A 24,083-nucleotide genomic window follows, 5' to 3' on the forward strand; every position below is an offset into this window, starting at 1 on the left:
CGCGCCGCGCCCCGCATGCCACCAGCCCCGGAGCCCTCCGCACCCGCGCGCCCCCCCTTCACCACCGACGCGCCGCCCCGGCCCCGCACCGGCAGCGTCAGACCGCCGCCTTCTTGGCGCCGGTGAACGCGACATACGCGGCGATCGCGAAGAACACGAACGTCAGCGGGTCGGCGTCCGCCTTCCAGGCCTCCTGGACCACGCTGAGGTGCTGGAAGAAGACCTCGTTGAAGCCGACCTTCACCTGGTCCGCGATGAGCATGGCCTCGCCCACCAGCTGGCCGACGTAGACGGCGCCCAGGGACAGGACCGCGCTCGCGACCGGCAGGACCGGGTTGCGGCCGCCGAGCCGGCCCGCGGCGAGGCCGATCAGGAAGCCGACGCCGACCGCCGCCCAGCCGATCTCGTGCTTGGTCAGGCCGATGATCACGCCGTAGACACCGGCGACGACCACGGCGGCAGCGAACGCGGCCCCCAGACCGAGCCCGATGTTGTTCTTCGCCGGAACGGGCGCGGGAGCGGGCGCGTACGGAACGCCCGGCGCCGGAGGCTGCGGTGCCGCGTCGGGCTGCTGGGCGTCCGCGTTGGCGTCGACCGGCTGGGGCTGCGGCGGCGGAGTTGGAGCTGACTGGCTCATGACAGAGATCCCCCCACGGGATGGAACGAGCGAATGGTGAAGCGAAGAATGTGTGCGCACGCGTGTGCGACGAGTGGAGGGAGAGTAACAGGTGGGGGTGACGGCGCGGCCAGCGAAATATGCGGTCAGAGGCGGTGGGCGGCCCCCGTCGGAACGGCTCCGCGCGTGTCCAGCAGCAACTGCGCCTTCACCGACAGGCCTTGGAGGTCGTATGTCCGGTGCTGCTGGAGCAGGATCGTCAGATCGGCCTCGGCCGCGGCCTCGTAGAGGGCGTCCGCGCGCGGGACCGGGCGGTCCTGGACGCTCCAGGACGGGACGTGCGGGTCGTGGTAGCTGATCGAGGCGCCCAGTTCCATGAGGCGGACGGCGATCTCCGGGGCAGGAGTGCCCTGTTGGTCGGCGAGGTCCGGCTTGTAGGTGACACCGAGCAGCAGCACGCGTGCGCCGCGGGCCGACTTGCCGTGCTCGTTGAGGAGCGCTGCGGCGCGCTGGACGACGTAACGGGGCATCTGGCTGTTGACCTGCTGGGCCAGTTCGACCATGCGCAGGCGGCCCGGGGCACCGGTCAGGTCCTGCGGGACGGCGTGACCGCCGACGCCGGGGCCGGGGCGGAAGGCCTCGAAGCCGAACGGCTTGGTCTCCGCGCAGCGGATGACGTCCCAGACGTCCACGCCGAGGTGGTTGCAGAGGACGGCCATCTCGTTGACGAGGGCGATGTTGACGTGTCGGAAGTTGGTCTCGAGGAGCTGCACGGTCTCCGCCTCGCGCAGTCCACGCGCGCGTACCACCTTGTCGGTGAGGCGGCCGTAGAACGCGGCGGCGGACTCGGTGCAGGCGGAGGTGAGGCCGCCGATCACCTTGGGGATGTTGGCCGGGGTGAAGGCGCGGTTGCCGGGGTCGACCCGGCTGGGGGAGTAGGCGAGGTGGAAGTCGCGGCCTGCCTGCAGCCCGGAGCCCTCCTCCAGGAGGGGGCAGAGGAACTCCTCGGTGGTGCCCGGGGGGACCGGCGACTCCAGGATGACCGTGGTGTGCGGGCGAAGCCGCTCGGCCAGGGCGCGGGCGGCCGCCTCCACCTGGCCGAGGTCGAGCTTGCCGTCGGCGCCGCGCGGGGTCGGCGCGCAGATGACCGCGGTGCGTACCCGGCCGAGCTCGGCCGGGCTGGTGGCGTGCCTGAAGCCCCCCGAGAGCATCCGGCGCAGTTCGGCGGGGCTGAGGGAGCCCTGCTCGGGCCCGGTCCGATAGCCGAGTGTGGGGATGCCGGCCGCGACGGCTGCCTGGGCCAGGGGCAGGCCGAACGGGCCGAGTCCGATGACGGCGAGATCTGCGGGCATGGGGTGGGCCGTCCTCCCAGTAACCGAAGCGGGGCAGGTGCGCAAGTCCTGTGGACAGGACAGGCGAAGTGCAATGTCACACTAGGAGTAAATATGACCGATTTGCGGGATTGGTTGTCCGTGTTTTCCGCAGGTCTCGGGAATGTTGTCCACAGGCTGGGGGCGACTGGTGGCTGAAGCCGGGCAAGACGGTCAGAATTTGGGCATGGGGGATGAGAACCGGGCTTCGCCCGACGGGTGCGGCCGACGCTACCGACAGCGGGAGGCAGCGGTGAGGACAGCGACACTGGGGCCGGCGCAGCGAGCCGAGGCACTGGCGGGAATGGCCGAGCGCGAGCTGGACGTACTGGTGGTGGGCGGCGGCGTGGTCGGTGCGGGCACCGCCCTGGACGCCGTGACACGCGGACTGTCCACCGGCCTGGTCGAGGCGCGTGACTGGGCGTCGGGCACCTCCAGCAGGTCCAGCAAGCTGATCCACGGCGGACTGCGCTATCTGGAGATGCTCGACTTCGCGCTCGTACGGGAGGCGCTGAAGGAGCGCGGCCTGCTGCTGGAGCGGCTCGCCCCGCATCTGGTGAAGCCGGTGCCGTTCCTGTACCCGCTGCAGCACAAGGGCTGGGAGCGCCTGTACGCCGGCTCGGGCGTCGCGCTCTACGACGCGATGTCGATGGCCCGCGGACACGGGCGCGGCCTGCCCACGCACCGTCATCTGACCCGCCGCCACGCCCTGCGCGTGGCACCCGCCTTGAAGAAGGACGCCCTGGTCGGGGCCCTGCAGTACTACGACGCCCAGATGGACGACGCGCGTTATGTGGCCACCCTGGTGCGCACGGCGGCGGCGTACGGCGCGAAGGCCGCCAACCGCGCGCGCGTGACGGGCTTCCTGCGGGAGGGCGAACGCGTCGTGGGCGCGCGTGTGCAGGACGTCGAGGGGGGCGGCGAGTACGAGATCCGCGCCAAGCAGATCGTCAACGCGACCGGGGTGTGGACCGACGACACCCAGGCGATGGTGGGCGAGCGCGGCCAGTTCCACGTCCGGGCGTCCAAGGGCATCCACCTGGTCGTACCGAAGGACCGCATCAGCTCCTCGTCCGGGCTCATCCTGCGCACCGAGAAGTCCGTGCTGTTCGTCATTCCCTGGGGCCGGCACTGGATCGTCGGCACCACGGACACCGACTGGGACCTCGACAAGGCGCACCCGGCCGCGTCCAGCGCGGACATCGACTATCTGCTGGAGCATGTGAACTCGGTCCTCGCGGTGCCGCTGACCCGGGACGACGTGCAGGGCGTGTACGCGGGACTGCGCCCGCTGCTGGCCGGCGAGTCGGAGGCCACCAGCAAGCTGTCGCGCGAGCACACGGTCGCCCATCCCGCGCCCGGCCTCGTCGTGGTCGCGGGCGGCAAGTACACGACGTACCGGGTGATGGCCAAGGACGCGGTGGACGAGGCGGTCCACGGCCTCGACCTGCGGGTCGCCGAGTGCGTGACGGAGGACGTGCCGCTGCTGGGGGCCGAGGGCTACCGGGCGCTGTGGAACGCGCGGGCGCGGATCGCGGCACGGACGGGTCTTCATGTGGTGCGCGTGGAGCATCTGTTGAACCGGTACGGGTCGATGGCGGAGGAGGTCCTCGACCTCATCGCCGCCGATGCCTCGCTCGGGGAGCCGCTGCAGGCCGCCGACGACTATCTGCGCGCCGAAATCGTGTACGCCGCTTCGCACGAGGGCGCCCGGCACCTGGACGACGTCCTGACCAGGCGCACCCGCATCTCCATCGAGACCTTCGACCGGGGGACGCGCAGCGCACGGGAGGCGGCGGAGCTCATGGCGCCGGTGCTCGGCTGGGACAAGGGCCAGATCGAGCGCGAGGTCGAGCACTACGAGAAGCGGGTGGAGGCCGAGCGGGAGTCGCAGCGGCAGCCGGACGACCTGACGGCGGATGCGGCGCGGTTGGGGGCGCCGGACATCGTGCCGCTGTAGGACGCCGGGCTTCCAGGCGCCGGGACCGCACTCGAACGAGTGGCGCGATCCGGGATCTTCGTTGGGAACCCGGCCGTTCTACGGAGTGCGAGGGCAGAACTCGGCGGCGAGCAGGGCCGGTTCGAGGCCGGGATCTGCGATCGCCGTCGTGTTCACGCGGAAGGTGAGGACATGCCGGCCGTCGGCGGTGGCTGCGGTGCGCACGTAGCTGCCGGTGATGCGTCCGTTGTGTCCCCACACCGTGATGCCGCACGGCAGCTTCTCGGGAAACAGCCCCATGCCGTACAGGCCGTGTGCGGTTCGGGTGTCGCGCATCTCGCGCAGCCAGTGCGAGGGCAGCAGTTCGCCGCCCAGCAGGGCCGCGTAGAAGCGGTCCAGGTCGGCGAGTGTGGTCACCAGCTCGCCCGCGGCTCCGGCCACCCGCGGGTCGAGTGCGGTGACGTCGGTTCCGTCGGTGGCGTAGGCGCGGCCGTGCGGAGAGGGCAGAGAGGTGCGGGAGCCGGGGAAGGAGGTGCCCGTCAGACCCAGCGGAGCGATGATGCGGCGCTCGGCCTCGGTGGCGTACGAGTGGCCGGTGACCTGCTGGATGACCATGCCGAGCACCACGTAGTCGGTGTTCGAGTAGGAGTAGCGGCCGGGGTCGGCCGGGGGGTGGGTGAGGGCGATGCGTACGGCTTGACGAGGGGAGAGGGGAACGAGGCCTTCGGTCTCCGCGGTGAAGTCGTTCAGGCCGCTGGTGTGGGTGAGCAGGGCACGCAGGGTCATGGTGCGGCCGTCGTTGCCGGCTCCGTGTACCAGGCCGGGCAGATGCTGCTCGACGGTGTCGGACAGGGACAGCCGTTGTTCCGCCGCGAGTTGCAGGACGACCGTCGCGATGAAGGTCTTCGTGATGCTGCCGGCGCGGAAGCGGTCGGCACGGGCGATGCCGCGGCCGGCCCGGGCGTAGCGGGTGCCGGAGCCCTCGCGGGAGAGGAGGGCTGCGGCAGGGGCTCCGCCCTGCGTGACCAGCAAGGGCAGGAGCGTGTCCGCGGCCGGTGCAGCGAGGGCCGAGGAGGGTGCCGGCGACAGGGTGAGGAGCACCAGCGACACGGGCGCGGCCAGTAGCGTCCTGAGCGGCGGCATCGCGAGGTCCTCCCTTGTCGCAGCCCATCATCCAGGGTGGCGCGACGTGCCGTCCGGCGGGGGCCCGGGTGCACAGGCTCCTCGTACGGCGCCACGGGCACCCTGGGCGTCGGGCACTTGTCGGGTGAGGGACAATGGAGGCTCTGTCAGGGCGGGTTGCATGAGGGGACGCATGTCGGAGGCGGAGCGGGCGGGGACATCTCGTCAGGACACTCGTCAGGACAACAGCGAGCGTCTTCTCGCCGGGCGGTACCGGCTGGGGAGGGTGCTCGGCCGCGGCGGCATGGGCACGGTGTGGCGGGCCGAGGACGAGACCCTCGGCCGGACGGTCGCCGTCAAGGAGCTGCGGTTCCCGTCGAACATCGACGAGGACGAGAAACGGCGGCTGATCACGCGCACGCTGCGCGAGGCCAAGGCGATCGCGCGGATCCGCAACAACAGCGCGGTGACGGTCTTCGACGTGGTCGAGGAGGACGACCGCCCGTGGATCGTGATGGAACTCGTCGAGGGCAAGTCGCTCGCCGAGGTCATCCGGGAGGACGGCCTGCTGGAGCCGAAGCGGGCCGCCGAGGTCGGACTGGCGATCCTCGACGTGCTGCGCTCGGCGCACCGCGAGGGCATCCTGCACCGTGACGTGAAGCCGTCCAACGTGCTTCTGGAGTCCGACACCGACCGGGTCGTGCTCACCGACTTCGGTATCGCCCAGGTCGAGGGCGATCCGTCCATCACCTCGACCGGCATGCTCGTCGGCGCGCCCTCCTACATCTCCCCGGAGCGGGCTCGCGGTCACAAGCCGGGCCCCGCGGCCGACCTGTGGTCGCTCGGCGGGCTGCTGTACGCGGCCGTCGAGGGCGTGCCGCCGTACGACAAGGGTTCCGCGATCGCCACCCTCACCGCGGTGATGACCGAGCCGATGGAGGAGCCGAAGAACGCGGGGCCGCTGAGGGACGTCATCTACGGTCTGCTGACCAAGGATCCCGCCAAGCGGCTCGACGACGCGGGTGCGCGGGCGATGCTGAACCGCGTGATCCACGCGCCCGAGCCGAAGGAGGCCGAGCCGGAGCCGCCGCTGGACGCGACGCGGGTGGTGCCGCTGCCGGTGCAGCCCGATGCGCCCAAGGGCAAGGGGAGTTCGGGCGGTTCCGGGAGCAAGCGGGGCGAGGAGGCGGCGGAGAAGCTGCGCGGGGCGCTGCGTTCCGTGCGGAAGGCCGCCGTGGCGGCGGGAGCGGCGGCCGGTTCGGCGGCTGCGACCCGCGGCAGGTCGGGGAGCGGTACGGGCGGTTCGGGGTCCGGCGGCACCAAGCCCGCCGGGGCGTCGGGAGCGGCCGGTTCCTCGGCTCCGTCGGCACCTTCTGCTCCTCCGTCCCCTCCCGCTGCGACGACTCCGATGCCTGCGGTGCCGCCGGCTCCGCGGTCGGCCGCGTCGCCGTCTTCGGCTCCGGTTCAGTCCTCGGCTTCGTCGGCGGCTTCGGGAGCCAAAGCGCCTACCGGTACCGCTGCCGATTCCGGTTCATCCGCGGCTTCGGGTTCCGCGGGTGCCTCGGCCTCGTCGGCCGGTGCGGCTTCCGGGGGCCGGGAGAGCGCTGCGCAGGGGACGGATGCGCAGGCCGGGGGGCGCAGTTCGGGGTGGCCGGTCGTGCCGCCGCCGGATCTGCCGCCGCGGCCCGTGCCCAGGGCGCCGCTCACCGACGTGGTGCCGAAGCGGACGCTGGTGATCATCGCGGTGGTGGTCGTGCTCGCCGTGGTCGGGACCGTGCTGGCCATCGTGCTCGGCGGGGACGGCAAGAGCTCGAACGGCAGCAAGAACAGCGGCGGGAAGGCGGCGGCCAGTGCCTCCGCCGGTGCCCGCACCAAGGAGGACGCGAGCGGTGGCACCCGTGCGGGCGGAGCCGACTCGAAGTCCGGGGCGGCGTCGACGGACGGCGGCACTCCCAGCAACAGCCCGACCGCGTCCGGCGGCAGCAGCGCGGGAGCGGGCGGGTCGTCCGACGACGGCGCGGCGCAGACGAAGTACACGGGGAGCCAGGGGTACTCGATAGGACTGCCCAAGGGGTGGAAGTACCAGTCGGCGAGTTCCGCCGGGGACCGGTTCACGGGGCCCGACGGGCAGAAGCTGCTCGTCGCCTGGACGTCCACGCCCAAGGGCGACCCGGTGGCCGACTGGAAGAACCAGGAGCGCTACATGACGCGCTCGCAGTACCAGAAGATCCGGATAGAGCAGGTGGACTACCGCAGCTGGAACACGGCCGACTGGGAGTTCACCTATGTGGAGAGCGGGACGGAGTACCGCACGATCGACCGCGGGTTCGTCGTCAACGAGCATCTCGGATATGCGCTGATGTACACGGCGAAAGCCGCGAACTGGGACAGCGACCTGCGTAAGGCCACCTGGAACACCCTTGCGAAGACGTTCGAACCCACGTCGTGAGCTGACCGAACCCGTGTTTGAGCCGTGAGATCTGGCATCCCCTCATTGCGGGTTGCCTCCGGCACGTATCGTGAGTGTTTGCGGACCGTACGCAGCCAGGTATGGGTGCGGAACGGGGCGCAAGGCGAACGGAATTGACCAACCGGGCGGCCGGGGGAGGCAACGTGGACGACTATGCGGGACGGGTCCTTGCCGACCGCTACCGCCTGCCGCTGCCACCCGCCGACGAGTACGAACTCACCGACACCCGCGCCTTCGACACCTACAGCGGTCAGGAAGTCCTGGTCAGGCAGGTGCCGTTGCCCGAAGTCGTCGAGGCGGAGGTGCTCGACGCGGAGGGTCTGCCGGACGGTTTCACGGCGCGTGACCCGCGGCAGCGGGGCAGCGGGCGGTCCGCGGCGCGCACCGGGGTGCGGCGGCCCACCGACCCGGCGGTCCGGCGCGCGGTCGAGGCCGCGCAGGCCGCGGCGCAGATCCCCGACCACCCGCGGCTCGACCAGGTCTTCGACGTGTTCGCCGAGGGCGGTTCGCTGTGGATCGTCAGCGAGTTGGTGTCGGCACGGCCGCTGGCGGCGCTGCTCGCCGAGAAGCCGCTCACGCCGTATCGGGCGGCCGAGGTGGCCTCCGACGTCCTGATGGCACTGCGGGTGCTGCACGCCCATGGCTGGGTGCACCGGAACATCACCGCCCGTACGGTGCTGGTCTGCGACGACGGCCGGGTGATGCTGACCGGGCTCGCGGTCGGGGCGGCGGAGGAGGCGCTGTGCGGGTACGACCCGGTGCCGGCTCCGGAGGGTGACGGGGACGGCGGGTTCGGACCTGCTGGCGGTTCCGTTGGTGGGCCGGGCGGCCCGGGTCTGCCGGGTGCCCAGGGGGCGCAGACTGACCAGGGCCCCACCGGATACCAGGCTGCTCAAGGCGGTCCCGGGGGCGGCGACCCCGAGGCCGCTCGGCGTGCCGCCATCCGGGCGCGTACCGCCGGGGGGCTGCCGAGCGCCGGGGCGGACACGGCGAACGGCGCGGGGGCGCCGGGTGCGCTCGCGCCCAAGGCCCTGGAGACCGGCGGGGACATCCGGGCCGCGCGGGCCGGGGCGATCGCCGCGTACCGGGCGGGCGCCCGGGCCGCGGCCAGGGTGCAGGAGGCGCAGCAGAGCGGGCGGGCGGCGCTGCCCGGTGCCCGTTCCGCGCCCGAGGGCGGCCCTGCCTCGCAGGCCAACGGCACCGCGCAGCCCCACACGTCCGGCGACGGCGTCGAGACCTCGCCGCGCACCACGAACGCGCCGGGGCAGATAGCCGACCCGTACGGAGTGAGCGCCTGGCACGGGGCCGCGCCCCGCAGCGGAGTCGGCGGCGCGCCGGCCGTCGAGGGCGGTGAAGCCGCCGGTCTCGCGGGCCAGGGCGGTCGTACGGCACTCCCGCCGGGCGACGGCGGCCCCTACACCGGCGGGGGCCCCTACGGCAACGGCGGCAGCTCGGTGCCGGGCGCCGGTGCTCCCTCGACCTCCGGCGTTCCGACCCCCCGCCTCGACAAGGCTCCCCCGACCGGCGTTCCGGCGCCCGGCTCCCACACTCCCGCCCCGCTCCCGTCCGGTGCCGCGCCCCCCGGCCGCTGGGACGACCTCGTGGCCGGCACCCCCGCCCCGCGCGGCCCCGCCACCCCGCTCGCCGCGGAGCGGGCCCGACAGGCGCGGATGGCCGTGGTGGGGCCCGTGACGGAGCGGTGGGCGCCGGAGCAGGCCGGGCCCGTGCACGAGAACTGGCAGCTGGCTGCGCCCATCGGACCCGCGACCGACCTGTGGGCGCTCGGGGCGCTGCTCTTCAGGGCCGTACAGGGGCATGCGCCGTATCCCGAGGAGTCGACGGCCGAGCTGGTGCAGATGGTGTGCGCCGAGCCGCCCGCCTTCGCGGAGGAGTGCGGGCCGCTCAGGCCGGTCGTGGAGTCGCTGCTGCGTCAGGACCCGACCGAGCGGCTGGACTTCGAGGAGCTCAGGGGCTGGCTGCGGTCCCTCGTGCGGTCCGCGCCCGAACCCGACGCCGGTGCGCACGTCATCGCCGCGCCGCCCGCCGACGCCAGCCGGCTGCCCGTCGTACGGCGGCGGGGCGAGCTGGTGCGCAGGCGGCGCGCCGGACTGCCCGCGACCAGCGCGCACGGACGGCACAAGCGGGCCAAGGAGCAGGCGGGTTCGCCGCGCAGCCTCGGCCGCATTTTGCTGGTGCTGATACTGCTCCTGCTGGCCGCGGCGGTCGCGTACGCTGTGCTCTTCATGCCGAAGGCCGGGCAGAAGGACGCGGGCAGCGACCGTACCGGCAGCACGGGGGAGGTCAGCCCCGCCCCGGAGCAGTCGGGCAAGGGGGCGAGCAGCCAGCCCCGCCCCGACCAGACCTCGCCCAAGTCCAAGGACAGCCCGTCCAATTCGGCGACCGCGACGGAGAGCCAGACCAGCGGGCCGGCCCTCGCCGACGGTTTCACGCTGCGCAACGATCCGGAGGGCTTCCGGATCGCCGTGGCCAAGGGCTGGTCCCGGGCCGGCAAGAACGACTGGAACCAGGTGGTGTACTCGCACGGCGCCTTCGAGCTCATCGTCGTGAAGGGACGCGACGGCGCGGTCACCTACGGCAGCGACCCCATGGCGTACCAGCGGGACACGGAACACGAGTTGCAGCCGTACCGCAGCTCCAGCTGGGCCACCGCGACCGGGCTGCGCACCGTCACGGTGGGGACCCGCACCATGGCCGAAGGACAGTTCACCTGGACCGACGACAGCGGGAACGACCTGTATGTGCGCAACCTCGTGATGCTCATCGACGGGCGGTACCACATCGTGCAGGTGCGCGGTCCCGAGTCGCAGCGGGACGAGGTGACGAAGCTGTACGAGCAGGCGTCGGCCACCTATCAGGTGACCCGCTGATCCCGTTTGTGAACAGCCCGTGAGGGGCCGAACGGTTGCGTCCTGCGCACCGAAGCGACAACCGTCACAGTGCGGTCTCCTTGGGACCCCCGTTGTTCCCTGTTGACGGACCGGTCCTTAGTCTGACCCTGTCAAGAGCATTGCGGGGCAACGTGAATCAGATGCAGGGCCAGCTTGTCGCGGGCCGCTACCGGCTCGCCGACTCGATCGGCAGCGGCGGCATGGGCCGCGTGTGGCGCGCACACGACGAGGTGCTGCACCGTGCCGTCGCCATCAAGGAGTTGACCGCCGCGCTCTATGTGTCCGAGAGCGAACAGGAGCGGCTCCTCGCCCGCACCCGGGCGGAGGCGCGCGCCGCCGCGCGCATCAACCACTCCGCCGTGGTCACCGTGCACGACGTGCTCGAACACGACGGCCGCCCGTGGATCGTTATGGAGCTCGTCGAGGGCCACTCGCTGGCCGACGCCGTCAAGGAGCGGGGCCGCGTCGAGCCCGCCGAGGCCGCGCGCATCGGACTGTGGGTGCTGCGCGCGCTGCGGGCCGCGCACGCCGCCGGGGTGCTGCACCGCGACGTGAAGCCCGGCAACGTCCTCATCGGGGACGACGGCCGTGTCCTGCTGACCGACTTCGGCATCGCCCAGATCGAGGGCGATACGACGATCACCCGCACCGGAGAGGTCGTCGGCTCCGTCGACTACCTCGCCCCCGAGCGGGTCCGCGGCCACGACCCGGGCCCGGCCTCCGACCTGTGGGCGCTCGGCGCCACGCTGTACACGGCGGTGGAGGGCAGGTCGCCGTTCCGCCGCACCTCGCCGCTGTCCACCATGCAGGCGGTCGTGGAGGAGAACGCCGCCGATCCGCAGCACGCCGGCCCGCTCGGGCCCGTCATGGCCGCGCTGCTGCACAAGGACCCCGCCGCACGGCCGTCCGCGGCCGAGGCCGAGCAGATGCTCGCCGAGGCGGCGGAGGGACGGCGGTCGAACGCGGCGCAGGCGTACGTGCCGACCCAGCACACCGGCTCCCGCTACGAGACCGGGAGCACCGCCACGGGGCCGCACACCGGTTCCGGCACGGCACCGCAGACGGGCTCCGGCACGCCGTACCCGCCGACGACCGGGCCGACGTCGATCGGGCCGACCGGGCTGGGCCCGGAGCACCGGACGAGCACCGGCCCCGCGCCGAAACGCCGTCGCCTGCGCACCTTGGTCCTCTCGATCGCCCTCGCGGCGATCGTCGGCGGGGGCGCGGCCGTGGCGCTCCAGTCGTGGGACAAGGAAACGCCGAGCGGCACGGCCGGTACCTCCGCATCGCAGAGCCCGACTCCCACGAGCTCGCCCAGCCCGGACGCCAACGGAACCGTTCCTGCCGCGTGGCAGGCGTACCACGACCCCTGGGGCTTCACCGTCTACCTGCCCAAGGGCTGGAGCCGGAAGGTCGTCGGAGTCCCGAGCGAGCTCAGGCAGGTCGACTACACCCCCGACAACGGCAAGCACTTCGTCCGCATCGCCAAGGACACCGCACCGGACTTCAAGGACGCCCGCTCCCACCAGTTGAACCTGGAGCAGACGCTCAAGCAGCGCTTCGCCGACTACCACCGCGTGCGGCTGGAATCGAACATCTACCGCGACCGGCCCGGCGCCGTCTGGGAGTACACCTGGACTGCGTTGGAGGGGCAGGAGGGGGTCCCCTTCCCCGGTCCGCGGCGCGCCGTCGAGGAGACGTACATGTCCGGGGACGGCACCGAGTACGCGATCTACATCTCGTCGCCCGCGGCCGACTGGGCCACCACGAGCAAGCAGTTCAGGTGGGTCCTGCAGGGCTGGCAGGAGAAGACCTCCCCGTAACCGTTGGGCCGGACGGGGGTTGGCCGGTCACCGCCCCGGAGCACATCCGTCCGGTGGGGCATGATGGGGCGCATGGGGACCGAGGGGGAAGGCGTCCGTGTCATAGCGGGCCGTTACCGGCTCGAGGCGAGACTCGGGCGCGGTGGCATGGGCGTGGTGTGGCGGGCGACCGACGAGCTGCTCGGCAGGCAGGTGGCGGTCAAGGAGCTTCCCCTCGACCTCGACGAGACGCTCTCCGCGGAGGAGACCAGGCGGCAGCGCGACCGCACCCTGCGCGAGGCGCGGGCGGTGGCCCAGTTGCGCCACCCGCACATCATCGTCGTCCACGATGTCGTCGAGTACGACGAACGGCCGTACATCGTCATGGAGTTGATCGGCGGCGGCTCCCTCGCCGACCGCATCTCCCAGCGCGGACCGCTCACCCCCGCCGAGGCCGCCCGGATCGGCGCCGCCCTGCTCGGCGCCCTGCGCACGGCGCACGAGGCCGGGGTGCTGCACCGCGACATCAAGCCCGCCAACGTCCTGCTGGAGTCCGGCACGGACCGGGTCGTCCTCACCGACTTCGGCATCGCGCAGGTCGCGGGAGCCACCACGCTCACCGAGACCGGCTCGTTCGTCGGCTCGCCCGAGTACACCGCGCCGGAGCGGATGTCCGGGGCGAGGACCGGCCCCGAGTCCGACCTGTGGTCGCTGGGCGCGCTGCTGTGCACCGCGCTGAGCGGCGAGTCCCCGTTCCGGCGCGACTCGCTCGGCGGCATCCTGCACGCCGTCGTGTTCGACGAGATACGGCCGCCCGCGCAGGCCGAGCCGCTTCTTCCCGTCGTACTGGGCCTGTTGGAGCGCGATCCGGACCGACGGCTGACGGCGGAGCAGGCCGAGCGGATGCTGCGCGCCTACCGCGACACCGGCCGCACCCCGGCCCTGCCCCCCACTTACACACCGACCGAGCAGGACGTGCCCCGCCCGTCCTCGCCGCTGCCCACGCCGGCACCGACTCCGTCGCCCACCGTGGAGACCAGGCAGTCCACCCGGGGCGTGCTGGTGGCCGCGCTGCTGGTCGCCGCGATGGCCGGGGCGGGGGTCTCGGCGGCGGCGCTGCTCATGAACGGGGGCGGCGAAGGGGGTGGTACGCCGACGAGTCCGGCGCCACGGACCTCGGTGAGCGCATCCCCGTCACCCACCCCCACAACCCCGAGCCCCTCGCGCACGCCGTCCAAGTCCCCCGTCACGGCGACCCGCCCCTCCGCCCCCTCCGGCTACCGCGTCGCCGAGGACCCGGCCGGCTTCTCCCTCGCCGTACCGGAGGACTTCACCCGCTCCCCGCAGGGCGAGCGTGTCTTCTACCTGTCACCGGGGGAGACCTTCCGCCTCGGCATCAAGGCCACCGGCCCCGACACGGGCGGCCCGCTCGCGGTGATGCGGCGCGCCGCCGCCAAGGGCTCCGACACCAACCCCGGCTACCACGACGGCCGGGTCACCTCGACCACCCAGCACGGACAACCGGCCGCCCTCTGGGAGTTCACCTGGAACGGCTTCAGCACGGCCGAGGGTCCTCGGCACACGTACGACCTGTGCTGGGAGGAGGGCGGCCGGATGTACGACGTGTGGGTGTCGGCGCCGGTCGGCAAGGTGCGGGAGGCGAAGGAGTACTTCGACGTCGCAGCGGACACCTTCGTGGCCGGATGACGCGCAGGTCCTGGATCACCCAGGGATACGTCACGGGTGTGTGACCGGAATGCGCCGGCCCTGGCTGCACGGGCGTCTGGCGCGATATGGATGGTCCATGAGCAGCAGCGGGGGCGTCGGCCATGAGTCCGACGACACGACGAGTTTTGTTCTGCAACCTCCCAGGCCTCGGCAGTCGGAGCCCGGCGCCGGGCGTCTCGTCGCGGGCCGTTACCGGCTGCTGGCCAAGCTCGGGCACGGTGGCATGGGCACGGTGTGGCGCGCCAAGGACGAGACTGTCGACCGCGAGGTCGCCGTCAAGGAGCCCCGCGTCCCGGACCATCTTCCCGAACGCGAACGTGTCAACGCCTATGAGCGGATGCGTCGCGAGGCCCGCGCCGCGGCCCGTCTCGACCACCCGGCGGTGGTCACCGTCCACGATGTGGCGGTCGTCGACGGCCGGCCGTGGATCGTGATGGAGCTGGTGCAGGGCCGTTCGCTCGGCAGCGCCCTCCAGGAGGGCACGCTGGACGCCCGCGAGGCCGCCAGGATCGGCCTGGAGGTGCTCGGCGCGCTGGAGGCCGCGCACGCGGCGGGCATCCTGCACCGCGATGTGAAGCCGGACAACGTGCTGCTCGGCCGCCACGACCGCGTGGTCCTGACCGACTTCGGCATCGCCCAGATCGAGGGCGAGACCAGCCTGACGGACACGGGGGGCTTCGTCGGCTCGCCCGAATTCATCGCCCCGGAACGGGTGCTGGGCCAGCGCCCCGGTCCGGCCTCCGACCTCTGGTCCCTCGGCGTGGTCCTCTACGCGGCCACGGAGGGCGTCTCCCCCTTTCGCCGCAGCAACACACCGGCCACGCTCCAGTCGGTCCTCAACGCCACGCCGGCGCCGCCCGCTTCCGCGTCGGGACCGCTCGCCGAGCTGATCACGGGCCTGCTGCAGAAGGACCCGGCGAGACGTCCGAACGCCGCCCAGGTCCGGGCGCTGCTGGAACGGACCGCGAACCCGCCGGTCGCGGCGCCCTTGCAGCCCACACAGCCCGGGCGGATCGTCACCCGGGGGTTCCGGTTCGGCCGCAAGGCGTGGTTCGGGGCCGCAGCGGGCGTCCTCGTGGCGGCCGTGGCGGCGTACCTGGTGATCGCGAATCCCTTCGCGGGGCCGTTGCCCGACGGCTGGAAGACCCACCACGAGAGCGACGTGGCCGCGACGCTGGCGGTACCGGGCGGCTACGAGCGGCAGGTGCCCGACCGGAAGACCGACAAGAACCACTGGGTCACGTACAGCGACCCGAGCGGCGCGATCGGGATCACCCTGAGCCTCCAGAAGAAGTCCGAGGACACCGGTGGCGCCATAAAGGACTCCGCGGCCGCCCAGATGTACGACGACAACGGCACGTTCAAGCAGAGCGGGGCGTACGAACTGAACATGCCCGGCGGTCCGCAGACGAAGACGAAGACCAGGCTGACGACGTACAAGAACAAGCCATCGGCCGAGAACACGGTGGACTACAAGACCAACGACAGTCAGCACCCGCTCCAGCGCGAAGTGCGGATCTTCTACTACAAGTCCTCGGCCGGCGACCTCTACAAGCTGATCGTCAGCTACCCCGGCAGGGGTGACTTCACCGGGCGCGGACGCGAGGTCGCGCAGGCGGCGATCGCGAATCTCGCCATCGACAAGCCCTGACCCCCCGTCAGCGCCGCACCTGAGCGCGATACCTCCCCGGCGTCACCCCGAACTCCCTGCTGAACGCGTGCGACAGGGCGTACGGGCTGCTGTACCCGGCCGAACGGGCCACCGAGGCCAGCGGGGCGTCGCTGTCGCGCAGGAGCGTGGCCGTGCGGGTCAGCCGCCACCAGGTCAGATACGCCATGGGCGGGCGGCCGACCAGGGCGGTGAACCGGCGGGCCAGCGTCGCACGGGAGACGCCCGCCTCGGCTGCCAGGCGGTCGTTGGTCCAGGGGGCGGCCGGGTCCGAGTGCAGGGCGCGGAGGGCGGCCGTGGCCACCGGGTCGCTGAGTACGGCCGGCCAGGCACCCGTCGCCGTGTCCGCCTCCGTCGTCCACGCCCGCACCATGTAGATCAGCAGCAGGTCGAGCAGGCTCGGCAGGGCCAGGCAGGAACCGGGGCGGCGCTCGTCGAGCTCGCGGGCCAGCAGGTCGACGGCAGCGCGCAGTTCGGGATGGGAGCCGACCCGGTTCGGCAGATGGACGACCTGTGGCAGCTCCGCAAGCAGTGGGTGCACGCGGCTGCGGTCGAGGCGGTACTTGCCGCACAGCAACTCCACCTCACGGCCGCCCGGCCTACCCGCCGGCTCTCTCATCTTCTCGAAGGGCACGGCACGCGCCGTATCGCCCGGTGCGTCCGCCAGCACATGCCCGGCCCCGTGCGGCAGCAGTACGACGTCCCCCGCGCCCAGCGTCACCGGCTCGCCTCCTCCGTCGGGCAGCAGCCAGCAGCCGCCCGCGAGGACCACGTGGAACCCCGCGCCCTCGTACGGGGAGAGCCGCGTGCACCAGGTGCCGGCGACCCGCAGCCGGTTCGAGGAGGGCTGGCCGATGCGTACGGCGGAGATCGCGTCACTCACCACGTCCATGAGACGCAAGCGTATCCGAATGAGCGGGACAGGCATTGGAATGCTCACCGCGGCGCTTCTAGAGTTCCTGTCATGGCTGACGACAACGTGCAGAGTTTCATGATCGGTGACGTCGAGGTGCTCCGGGTCGTCGAGTGGCGGGCGCCCTACGCCCCCGCCCGGGACCTCGTTCCGGGCGTCGGCCCCGAGGTGTGGCAGGGCAACCGGGAGGCGCTCGTCCCGGACCACTGGGAGCCCGGCAGCGACCGTGCCGTGGTCGCGCTGCAGACCTGGGTGGTCCGCAGCGGCGGCCGCACCGTCCTCGTCGACACCGGCGTGGGCAACGGCCGCGAGCGGCCCGGCAACGCCCTTTTCCATCAGCGGCAGGGTGACTTCCCGGACCGCCTGGCCCAGGCCGGAGTGCTGCCTCAGGACGTCGACGTCGTCGTCAACACCCACATCCACGGGGACCACGTCGGCTGGAACACCCATGATGTGGACGGCAGTTGGGTGCCCACCTTCCCGAACGCCGACTACCTCCTCCCGGCAGCCGACGACCGTCATTTCGGCCCCGAGGGCGGATACGGCGGCGGCGTACGACCGGACGACCGGCTGATCCACGAGGACAGCATCGCGCCCGTGCACCGGTCCGGGCAGGCCGTGCTGTGGGACGGCGAGCACCGCATCGACGAACACCTCACCCTGGAGGCCGCCCCCGGCCACACCCCCGGCTCGTCCGTCCTGCGCGTCGCCTCACGCGGTGAACGGGCCGTGTTCGCAGGGGACTTGCTGCACAGCCCGGTCCAGATCCTGCACCCCGAGTGCAGCAGCTGCTTCTGCCTGGACCCCGGGCAGGCGGCCACCAGTCGCCGCCGGGTACTCGAACGAGCCGTGGACGAGGGCGAGTTGGTGATCCCCGCGCACTTCGGCGGATCGGGGGTCGTGGAGGTGCGGCGCCGGGGCGACACGCTCGCCTTCGCACCCTGGACGCCGTGACACAGGCCCCGCGTCGACAAGTCCCCGTTCCGCAAGGTACTCATGAGGCATGAGTGCAGGCGGCGAACGGACGCGCGAAGGTCGGCTGCTCGGCGGGCGCTACCGGCTGACCGAACGCATCGGCTCCGGCGGCATGGGCACCGTCTGGCAGGCGTACGACGAACTCGTGGAGCGGGACGTCGCCGTCAAGCAGCCGCGGCTGCCCGGAGAACCGGAGGACGAGCACCACCGGCGGGCCGCCCACCGCCTCCACCGCGAGGCCCGCGCCGCCGCTCGCGTCGACCACCCGGCCGCCGTCTCCATCCATGACGTCGTGGTCGAGGAGGACGGACTGCCCTGGATCGTCATGGAGTTGATCCGCGGCGAGTCCCTCCACGAAGTCCTCCAGCGCGGTCCCGTCGAGGCCTCCGAGGCCGCCCGTATCGGCCTCGCCGTCCTCGGTGCCCTGGACGCGGCGCACGCCGTCGGCATCGTGCACCGGGACGTCAAGCCCGCCAACGTCCTGCTCGGCGCGCACGGCCGTGTCGTCCTCACCGACTTCGGCATCGCCCACGTCCAGGGCGAGGAATCCCTCACCGTCAGCGGGGAGTTCGTCGGCTCCCTGGAGTTCGTCGCACCCGAGCGGATGTCGGGCCGGGGCGCCGGTCCCGCCTCAGACCTGTGGTCGCTGGGCGTGCTGCTGTACGCGGCCGTGGAGGGGGTCTCCCCGTTCCGGCGTACGACGGTGGAGTCCACGCTCGCCGCGGTCATCGCCTCCGAGGCACCCGAGCCGAAACAGGCCGGCCCGCTCGGCCCGCTGATCGCCCGGCTGCTGATGAAGGACCCGGAGCAGCGGCCGGGCGCGAAGGAGACCGGCGCGGTGCTGGAGGCGGTGGCGGAGGGCTGGCCGGTGCCGCAGGCCGCGGCCGGTGTGGTGGCGGTCCAGGACGCGGCCGGGCTGCGGGAGTTCTCCGACGACGTGGGGACCGTGCGACTGGGAGCGGCGCCGGTGCCGGACGCGCCGGCCCCTGCGGCGGAGGCGGTGGCCCCCGCGGCCGTACCGGAATCCGACACCGCACCCACCTCCGGCTCTCGCCCGGCATCCGAGCCGTCCGCCGGGCCTCAGCCGTCCGGCTCTCGATCGCCCGAAGGACCCGAGTCGTCGTGCCCTCGGTCGTCCGCTGGCTCTGAGCCGTCCGCAGGGCCTGAGCCGTCCGGCACGGAGTCGTCCGCCGGGCCTGAGTCGTCCGCCGGACCCGATCCGTCCGCCGGACCCGATCCGTCCGGCCCCGAGCCGACCGCCGAACCCGCGACCGCGAGCGTCCCCCACCCGGGCCCCGCCCCGAAGCGCGCCCTCCTGCGCCGCCGAACCTCCCTCGCCGCGCTCGCCGCCCTGCTCGTCGGCGGCACCTGGCTCGGCACCTCCTACTTCGTCGAATCCGACAGTGGAGGCGTCACCGAACGGACCGCCACCCTCACCGAGACTCCGGCCCGCGAGGCGACCCCCGGCCCCAGCGCCGCCGTCTGGACCGCGCACCGGGAGCAGGGCATGAACGCGGTGCTGACCCTGCCCAGCCGCTACCGGGAGTCCGCCAGGGAAGGCAGCGCCGCGCGCCCGCCCCGTCTCGTCGAGTACGACGGACCCGACGGCAAGGTCACCATCCGCCTCACCCAGTGGGACAAGGCCCCCCGCTCCCCGATGGCCCAGGCGCAGCAGGCGCACGCCGGCTGGAACAGCTACAACGGGGACGCCCGCACCCAGTACACCCGCACCACCTTCCACGGCTACGAGGCCGTCCAGGCCGACACCACCTACGGTCTGGACGGCACCCCGGCCCGGGTGATGCAGCTGATGATCCGCACCGATGACGGACGCATGTACGAACTGCGCGTGGACATGCCCAAGGGCACCCCGGCCGAGAAAAAGGGCACCACCCTCTTCAAGGGCGCACGTGACCGCCTCGTGATCGGAAAAAGCTGAACCGCTCCCCGTCGTCCCCGCGCAACGCCTGATCAGCGCAAACCTTGCCAGTGAGCACTGGCGGCGTGTGTGTACTGCGTGAAGCCGCGTTACCGACGGGTACCCAAAGGCCCCGCGCCGTCATACCCTGCGGCTCATGACGGAAGCGCATGCCGAGGCCAAGACCGGCACGAACCCTCTCGCCCCCGCCCCCGAAGGCGCCCGTACCGCCGCCGACGTGGTCACCCCCGAGCTGGTCGCGCAGCTCACCAAGGGCGTGGTCGGCTCCGGACGCACCGCCAACCACACGCCGTTCACCGGCGAGAAGCTGGCCGACCTGCCCGAGTCCACGCCCGAGGACGTCGCCAAGGCCTTCGACGCGGCCCGCGCGGCGCAGGCGGTCTGGGCGCAGACACCGGTCCGGCAGCGCGCGGCCGTCCTACTCCGCTTCCACGACCTGATCCTCGCCCGCCAGGCGGAGGTCCTCGATCTGATCCAGCTGGAGACCGGCAAGGCCCGGCTGCACGCCCACGAGGAGGTCCAGGCCGTCGCGGTGGCGAGCCGCCACTACGGCCGCCGGGCCGCCGCCTACCTGAAGCCGAAGCGCCACGCGGGCGCCATGCCGACGCTGACCAAGGTCACCGAACTCCGTCACCCGCGCGGTGTGGTCGGCCAGATCGCCCCCTGGAACTACCCCCTGGAACTCTCGGTCGGCGACGCCCTCCCGGCCTTCGTGGCGGGCAACGCGGTCGTCATGAAGCCGGACACGGAGACCTGCCTGACCGCCCTGTGGGCCCGCGACCTGCTCATCGAGGCGGGCCTGCCGGCCGACGTCTTCCAGGTCGTCCTCGGCGAGGGCCCCGTCGTCGGCCCCGAGGTCGTCAAGCACGCCGACTACGTCTCCTTCACCGGCTCCACCCGCACCGGCCGCGAGGTCGCCCAGGGCGCCGCCGCCCGCCTGGTCGGCGTCTCCCTCGAACTCGGCGGCAAGAACGCCATGCTGGTCCTGGAGGACGCCGACATCGAGAAGGCGGCCGCCGGCGCGGTCCGCGCCTGCTTCTCCTCCGCCGGCCAGCTCTGCATCTCCATCGAGCGGCTCTACGTCCACGAGTCGATCGCCGACGCCTTCCTGGAGCGCTTCGCCACCCGCACCAAGGCCATGCGCCTCGGCACGTCCCTCGCGTACGGCGCCGACATGGGCTCCCTGGTCGGCGAACGCCAGCTGGAGACCGTCACCCGCCATGTCGAGGAGGCCGTGGCGAAGGGCGCGAAGGTCGTCGCCGGGGGTGTCGCCCGTCCCGACATCGGCCCGTACTTCTTCGAGCCGACCATCCTCGACGGCGTCACCGAGCCCATGTCGGTCTGCACCGAGGAGACCTTCGGCCCGGTCGTCTCGATCTACCGCTTCAAGACCGACGAGGAGGCGATCGAGCACGCCAACTCCACGCCGTACGGCCTGAACTCCTCGGTCTGGACGAAGAACGGCAGCCGCGGCCGCGAGGTCGCCGCCCGCCTGCGCACGGGCACCGTGAACGTCAACGAGGGCTACGCCCCCGCCTACGGCAGCGTCCAGTCGCCCATGGGCGGCATGAAGGACTCCGGCCTCGGCCGCCGCCACGGCTCCGAGGGCATCCTCAAGTACACGGAGGCCCAGACGGTCGCCCACCAGCGGCTCCTGCCGATGGCCCCCTCGCTGGGCATGGACGACGAGAAGTACGCGCAGTTCATGAGCCGCAGCCTCCGGCTGATGAAGGCCCTGCGCTTCAAGTAGAAACACCCGTTCTCAACGAGGAGAGCACGTGTCACAGGACACCTACGACTACGACGTCATCGTCGTCGGCTCCGGCTTCGGCGGTTCCGTCACCGCCCTTCGCCTCACCGAGAAGGGCTACCGCGTAGGTGTCCTGGAGGCCGGCCGCCGCTTCACCCGGGAGTCCCTCCCCAAGAACTCCTGGGACCTCAGGAACTACCTGTGGGCGCCGAAACTCGGCATGTACGGCATCCAGCGCATCCATCTGCTGGGCAACGTCATGGTCCTGGCCGGCGCAGGCGTCGGCGGCGGCTCCCTCAACTACGCCAACACCCTCTACGTACCGCCGAAGCCGTTCTTCGAGGACCCCCAGTGGCGTGACATCACGGACTGGCAGGAGGAGCTGAAGCCGTACTACGACCAGGCCCAGCGCATGCTCGGCGTACGGCTGAACCCGACGATGACCCCGTCCGACGTGCACCTGAAGGCCGCGGCCGAGCGGATGGGCGTCGGCGACACCTTCCACATGGCGCCGGTCGGCGTGTTCTTCGGTGACGGGAAGGACGCGGAGGGGAAGGCGAAGGCGGCGCCCGGCGAGCAGGTCGACGACCCCTACTTCGGCGGTGCGGGCCCGGCCCGCAGGGCGTGCACCGAGTGCGGCGAGTGCATGACCGGCTGCCGGCACGGCGCGAAGAACACCCTCAACGAGAACTACCTCCACCTCGCCGAGAAGGCGGGCGCGGTGGTGCACCCGATGACGACGGTCGTGTCGATCACGGACGACTCGCAGGGCGGCTACGCCGTCGCCACCCTCCCCACCGACCAGAAGAAGAAGGGCAAGGGCCGCACCTTCAAGGCCCGCCGGGTGGTCCTGGCCGCCGGCACCTACGGCACCCAGACCCTGCTGCACCGCATGAAGGCCGGCGGTCAACTCCCGTACATCTCGGACAAGTTGGGAGAGCTGACCCGTACGAACTCCGAGGCGCTGGTCGGCGCGCAGACGGACAACCGCCGCTACCGCAAGGCGACCGGCGCTCCGAAGGTCGACTTCACGCAGGGAGTCGCCATCACCTCGTCCATCCACCCGGACGAGAACACCCACATCGAGCCGGTCCGCTACGGCAAGGGCTCCAACTCGATGGGCAGCCTCTCCATCCTCCAGGTGCCGTACGCGGAGGGCTCGTCGAGGGTCATGGGCTGGCTCGCGAACGCGGCCCGCCACCCCGTCCTCGTACTGCGCTCCCTCTCCAACCGCCGCTGGTCGGAGAAGACCATCATCGGCCTGGTGATGCAGTCGCTGGACAACTCCCTGACCACGTACCTCAAGCCGGACGGCGTCGGAAAGGGCCTGCTCACCGCCCGCCAGGGCCACGGCGCCCCCAACCCCAAGCAGATCAGGGCCGCTTCGGAGGGCGCCTCCGCGATCGCCGCCGACATCAACGGCTTCGCGGGCTCGAACGTCGGCGAACTCATGGGCACCCCCCTCACCGCCCACTTCCTCGGCGGCTGCCCGATCGGCAGCTCGCGCGAGACCGGCGTGATCGACCCGTACCACCGCCTCTACGGCCACCCCGGCATCTCGGTGGTGGACGGCGCGGCGGTCTCGGCCAACCTGGGCGTGAACCCGTCCCTCACCATCACCGCCCAGGCCGAGCGCGCGATGTCGTACTGGCCCAACAAGGGCGAGGAGGACCCGCGTCCGGCCCAGGGAGCGGCGTACGAACGCCTGAAGCCGGTGGAGCCCAAGGCCCCCGCGGTCCCGGCGGACGCCTTCGGCGCACTGAAGCTGCCGTTCCTGGGGATGCCGGCCATGCCGCCGAAGAAGTAGCCGCTCGGGCGCAGAAGCCGCTCAGACACAGCGAAGGACCCGCACCCCCCTCCGAGTGCGGGTCCTTCTTTCCTTGCAGTGAGCTGCTGTTACGCGCCCGCGCCGGCCCGACGGCGACGCACCGCGAACACCGCACCGGCACCGGCGACGACGGCGACACCGCCGACGAGGCCGATCACCGGCAGGGCGGAGCTGGAGCCGGTCTCGGCGAGGCTGCCGGTGACCTTCGGTGTGTCGCTGGACGGCTTCGTGTCCGTGACCGGAGCCTCGCCGCCTTCCTGCGGCTTGGTGCCGGACGTGTCCGTGCCGCTGGACACGATCTGGAACTTGTAGGCGACGTCGCCGTAGCCGGTGCACTCGCCGTCGCTGTCGCCGTAGATCGTGGCGCCGAGCGAGAAGCCGGCGCCCACCGGGGCGGACGAGGTGACGTTGACACGGAGCGGGATGTCGATCGCGTAGTCGGGCTTCAGCTCGTCGGCGTAGCCGACGTAGCCGACCGCGTAACCGCCCTCGTCGAGGTCTTCCCAGACCTTGTCGTCCGGGTTCCACGCCTGGAGCCGGACCTGCTTGCTCTTGAACAGGTCCTCGCCGTTCTTGTCGGGGGAGGCCCCCGCGAAGAAGTCGAGGTCGTTCAGCGTGGAGTCGGAGTTGTTGGCGACGTTCAGCGAGAACTTGTGCCAGCCGCTGCCCGCCGCGATCTTGCCCGGCAGGCCGGTGATGCTGACGTCGACCTTGGAGTCCTTGCACTCGCCGACCGGTCCGTCGGAGGGCGACGGGTCCTCACTCGGCTCGGCCGACGTGGAGGCCGTGGGCTTGCCCGACTCGCTCGCGGTCGGCGCCGAGCTGGAGGCCGGGGTGCTCGGGGTGGCCGTGCCGGTGGGCAGGCCGGTGTCCGTCGCCGTCGCCGTGGCCGTGTCGCTCGGCGTCTCGGTGGGCGTCTCGGACACGGTCTCGGTGGCGCTCGCGGTCGGCGTCTCGTCCGCGAAAGCGGCGGGCGCGGACAGCAGCGCGAGGGGCGCGATGACCGCGGCGGCGGCCGCGACGCCCATGGCACGACGAAGCTTCATGACAACC

Annotated in this window: 15 protein-coding genes; 10 read left to right on the plus strand and 5 right to left on the minus strand. The window is 72.2% G+C overall.

Annotated elements, in window-relative coordinates; translation table 11 throughout:
* Positions 1–97: 97 nt before the first annotated feature.
* Together ACWCRD_RS10705 and ACWCRD_RS10710 are read right to left on the minus strand one after the other, a co-directional pair.
* Positions 98–637: a hypothetical protein gene (locus tag ACWCRD_RS10705; RefSeq protein ID WP_450965504.1), complete on the minus strand. Its 540-nt coding sequence runs from the start codon at positions 635–637 to the stop codon at positions 98–100.
* A gap of 125 nt (positions 638–762) precedes the next feature.
* Positions 763–1,968: a nucleotide sugar dehydrogenase gene (locus tag ACWCRD_RS10710; RefSeq protein ID WP_450965505.1), complete on the minus strand. Its 1,206-nt coding sequence runs from the start codon at positions 1,966–1,968 to the stop codon at positions 763–765.
* Positions 1,969–2,239: 271 nt separating this feature from the next.
* Between ACWCRD_RS10710 and ACWCRD_RS10715 the strand changes: the two genes are divergently transcribed.
* Positions 2,240–3,946, plus strand: a complete 1,707-nt coding sequence (locus ACWCRD_RS10715; RefSeq protein WP_450965506.1) for a glycerol-3-phosphate dehydrogenase/oxidase — start codon at positions 2,240–2,242, stop codon at positions 3,944–3,946.
* A gap of 78 nt (positions 3,947–4,024) precedes the next feature.
* On the opposite strand, the gene ACWCRD_RS10720 is transcribed toward ACWCRD_RS10715, so the two are convergent.
* Entirely contained in the window at positions 4,025–5,068 is a 1,044-nt protein-coding gene (locus ACWCRD_RS10720; protein ID WP_450965507.1) for a serine hydrolase domain-containing protein, read from the minus strand.
* 172 nt (positions 5,069–5,240) lie between these two features.
* Between ACWCRD_RS10720 and ACWCRD_RS10725 the strand changes: the two genes are divergently transcribed.
* The 5 genes from ACWCRD_RS10725 (at position 5,241) to ACWCRD_RS10745 (ending at position 15,607) form a co-directional block, all read left to right on the plus strand.
* On the plus strand, positions 5,241–7,496 hold the full coding sequence (locus tag ACWCRD_RS10725; protein ID WP_450965508.1) for a serine/threonine-protein kinase: 2,256 nt from the start codon (positions 5,241–5,243) through the stop codon (positions 7,494–7,496).
* Positions 7,497–7,660: 164 nt separating this feature from the next.
* Positions 7,661–10,405, plus strand: coding sequence for a protein kinase (locus ACWCRD_RS10730; protein ID WP_450965509.1), 2,745 nt, complete (start codon positions 7,661–7,663; stop codon positions 10,403–10,405).
* A gap of 161 nt (positions 10,406–10,566) precedes the next feature.
* The gene (locus ACWCRD_RS10735) at positions 10,567–12,249 is read left to right on the plus strand and encodes a serine/threonine-protein kinase (RefSeq protein WP_450965510.1); all 1,683 of its coding nucleotides are present in this window, start codon (positions 10,567–10,569) and stop codon (positions 12,247–12,249) included.
* 72 nt (positions 12,250–12,321) lie between these two features.
* On the plus strand, positions 12,322–13,935 hold the full coding sequence (locus ACWCRD_RS10740) for a serine/threonine-protein kinase (RefSeq protein WP_450965511.1): 1,614 nt from the start codon (positions 12,322–12,324) through the stop codon (positions 13,933–13,935).
* 97 nt (positions 13,936–14,032) lie between these two features.
* Positions 14,033–15,607: a serine/threonine-protein kinase gene (locus ACWCRD_RS10745; protein WP_450965512.1), complete on the plus strand. Its 1,575-nt coding sequence runs from the start codon at positions 14,033–14,035 to the stop codon at positions 15,605–15,607.
* Positions 15,608–15,614: 7 nt separating this feature from the next.
* Here the strand turns inward: ACWCRD_RS10745 and ACWCRD_RS10750 are convergent, their stop codons facing one another.
* A complete protein-coding gene (locus ACWCRD_RS10750) occupies positions 15,615–16,517 on the minus strand; it encodes an AraC family transcriptional regulator (RefSeq protein WP_450965513.1) in 903 nt (300 codons plus the stop codon).
* A gap of 72 nt (positions 16,518–16,589) precedes the next feature.
* On the opposite strand from ACWCRD_RS10750, the gene ACWCRD_RS10755 reads away from it, so the two are divergent.
* The 4 genes from ACWCRD_RS10755 (at position 16,590) to ACWCRD_RS10770 (ending at position 23,009) form a co-directional block, all read left to right on the plus strand.
* The gene (locus tag ACWCRD_RS10755; RefSeq protein WP_450965514.1) at positions 16,590–17,492 is read left to right on the plus strand and encodes an MBL fold metallo-hydrolase; all 903 of its coding nucleotides are present in this window, start codon (positions 16,590–16,592) and stop codon (positions 17,490–17,492) included.
* A 49-nt stretch (positions 17,493–17,541) separates the two neighbouring features.
* Positions 17,542–19,452, plus strand: a complete 1,911-nt coding sequence (locus ACWCRD_RS10760; RefSeq protein WP_450965515.1) for a protein kinase domain-containing protein — start codon at positions 17,542–17,544, stop codon at positions 19,450–19,452.
* Positions 19,453–19,588: 136 nt separating this feature from the next.
* Positions 19,589–21,202 (plus strand): succinic semialdehyde dehydrogenase, encoded by a 1,614-nt coding sequence (locus ACWCRD_RS10765; RefSeq protein ID WP_450965516.1) that lies wholly within the window; start codon positions 19,589–19,591, stop codon positions 21,200–21,202.
* Between the two features lie 28 nt (positions 21,203–21,230).
* Positions 21,231–23,009: a GMC family oxidoreductase N-terminal domain-containing protein gene (locus ACWCRD_RS10770; protein WP_450965517.1), complete on the plus strand. Its 1,779-nt coding sequence runs from the start codon at positions 21,231–21,233 to the stop codon at positions 23,007–23,009.
* Positions 23,010–23,098: 89 nt separating this feature from the next.
* Here ACWCRD_RS10770 and ACWCRD_RS10775 read toward each other — a convergent pair whose 3' ends face one another.
* Positions 23,099–24,076 carry an LAETG motif-containing sortase-dependent surface protein gene (locus ACWCRD_RS10775; protein ID WP_450965518.1) on the minus strand — a complete coding sequence of 326 codons (978 nt, stop codon included), beginning with the start codon at positions 24,074–24,076 and terminating at the stop codon, positions 23,099–23,101.
* Positions 24,077–24,083 lie beyond the last annotated feature (7 nt).

It is taken from the genome of Streptomyces sp. NPDC002092, assembly GCF_053593775.1.

Coding starts and splice junctions, on each gene's coding strand:
- ACWCRD_RS10745 (WP_450965512.1), top strand. CDS start 14,033: ATGAGCAGCAGCGGGGGCGTCGGCCATGAGTCCGACGACACGACGAGT.
- ACWCRD_RS10725 (WP_450965508.1), top strand. CDS start 5,241: ATGTCGGAGGCGGAGCGGGCGGGGACATCTCGTCAGGACACTCGTCAG.
- ACWCRD_RS10750 (WP_450965513.1), bottom strand. CDS start 16,517: ATGGACGTGGTGAGTGACGCGATCTCCGCCGTACGCATCGGCCAGCCC.
- ACWCRD_RS10755 (WP_450965514.1), top strand. CDS start 16,590: ATGGCTGACGACAACGTGCAGAGTTTCATGATCGGTGACGTCGAGGTG.
- ACWCRD_RS10720 (WP_450965507.1), bottom strand. CDS start 5,068: ATGCCGCCGCTCAGGACGCTACTGGCCGCGCCCGTGTCGCTGGTGCTC.
- ACWCRD_RS10735 (WP_450965510.1), top strand. CDS start 10,567: ATGCAGGGCCAGCTTGTCGCGGGCCGCTACCGGCTCGCCGACTCGATC.
- ACWCRD_RS10765 (WP_450965516.1), top strand. CDS start 19,589: ATGACGGAAGCGCATGCCGAGGCCAAGACCGGCACGAACCCTCTCGCC.
- ACWCRD_RS10740 (WP_450965511.1), top strand. CDS start 12,322: ATGGGGACCGAGGGGGAAGGCGTCCGTGTCATAGCGGGCCGTTACCGG.
- ACWCRD_RS10775 (WP_450965518.1), bottom strand. CDS start 24,076: ATGAAGCTTCGTCGTGCCATGGGCGTCGCGGCCGCCGCCGCGGTCATC.
- ACWCRD_RS10760 (WP_450965515.1), top strand. CDS start 17,542: ATGAGTGCAGGCGGCGAACGGACGCGCGAAGGTCGGCTGCTCGGCGGG.
- ACWCRD_RS10710 (WP_450965505.1), bottom strand. CDS start 1,968: ATGCCCGCAGATCTCGCCGTCATCGGACTCGGCCCGTTCGGCCTGCCC.
- ACWCRD_RS10705 (WP_450965504.1), bottom strand. CDS start 637: ATGAGCCAGTCAGCTCCAACTCCGCCGCCGCAGCCCCAGCCGGTCGAC.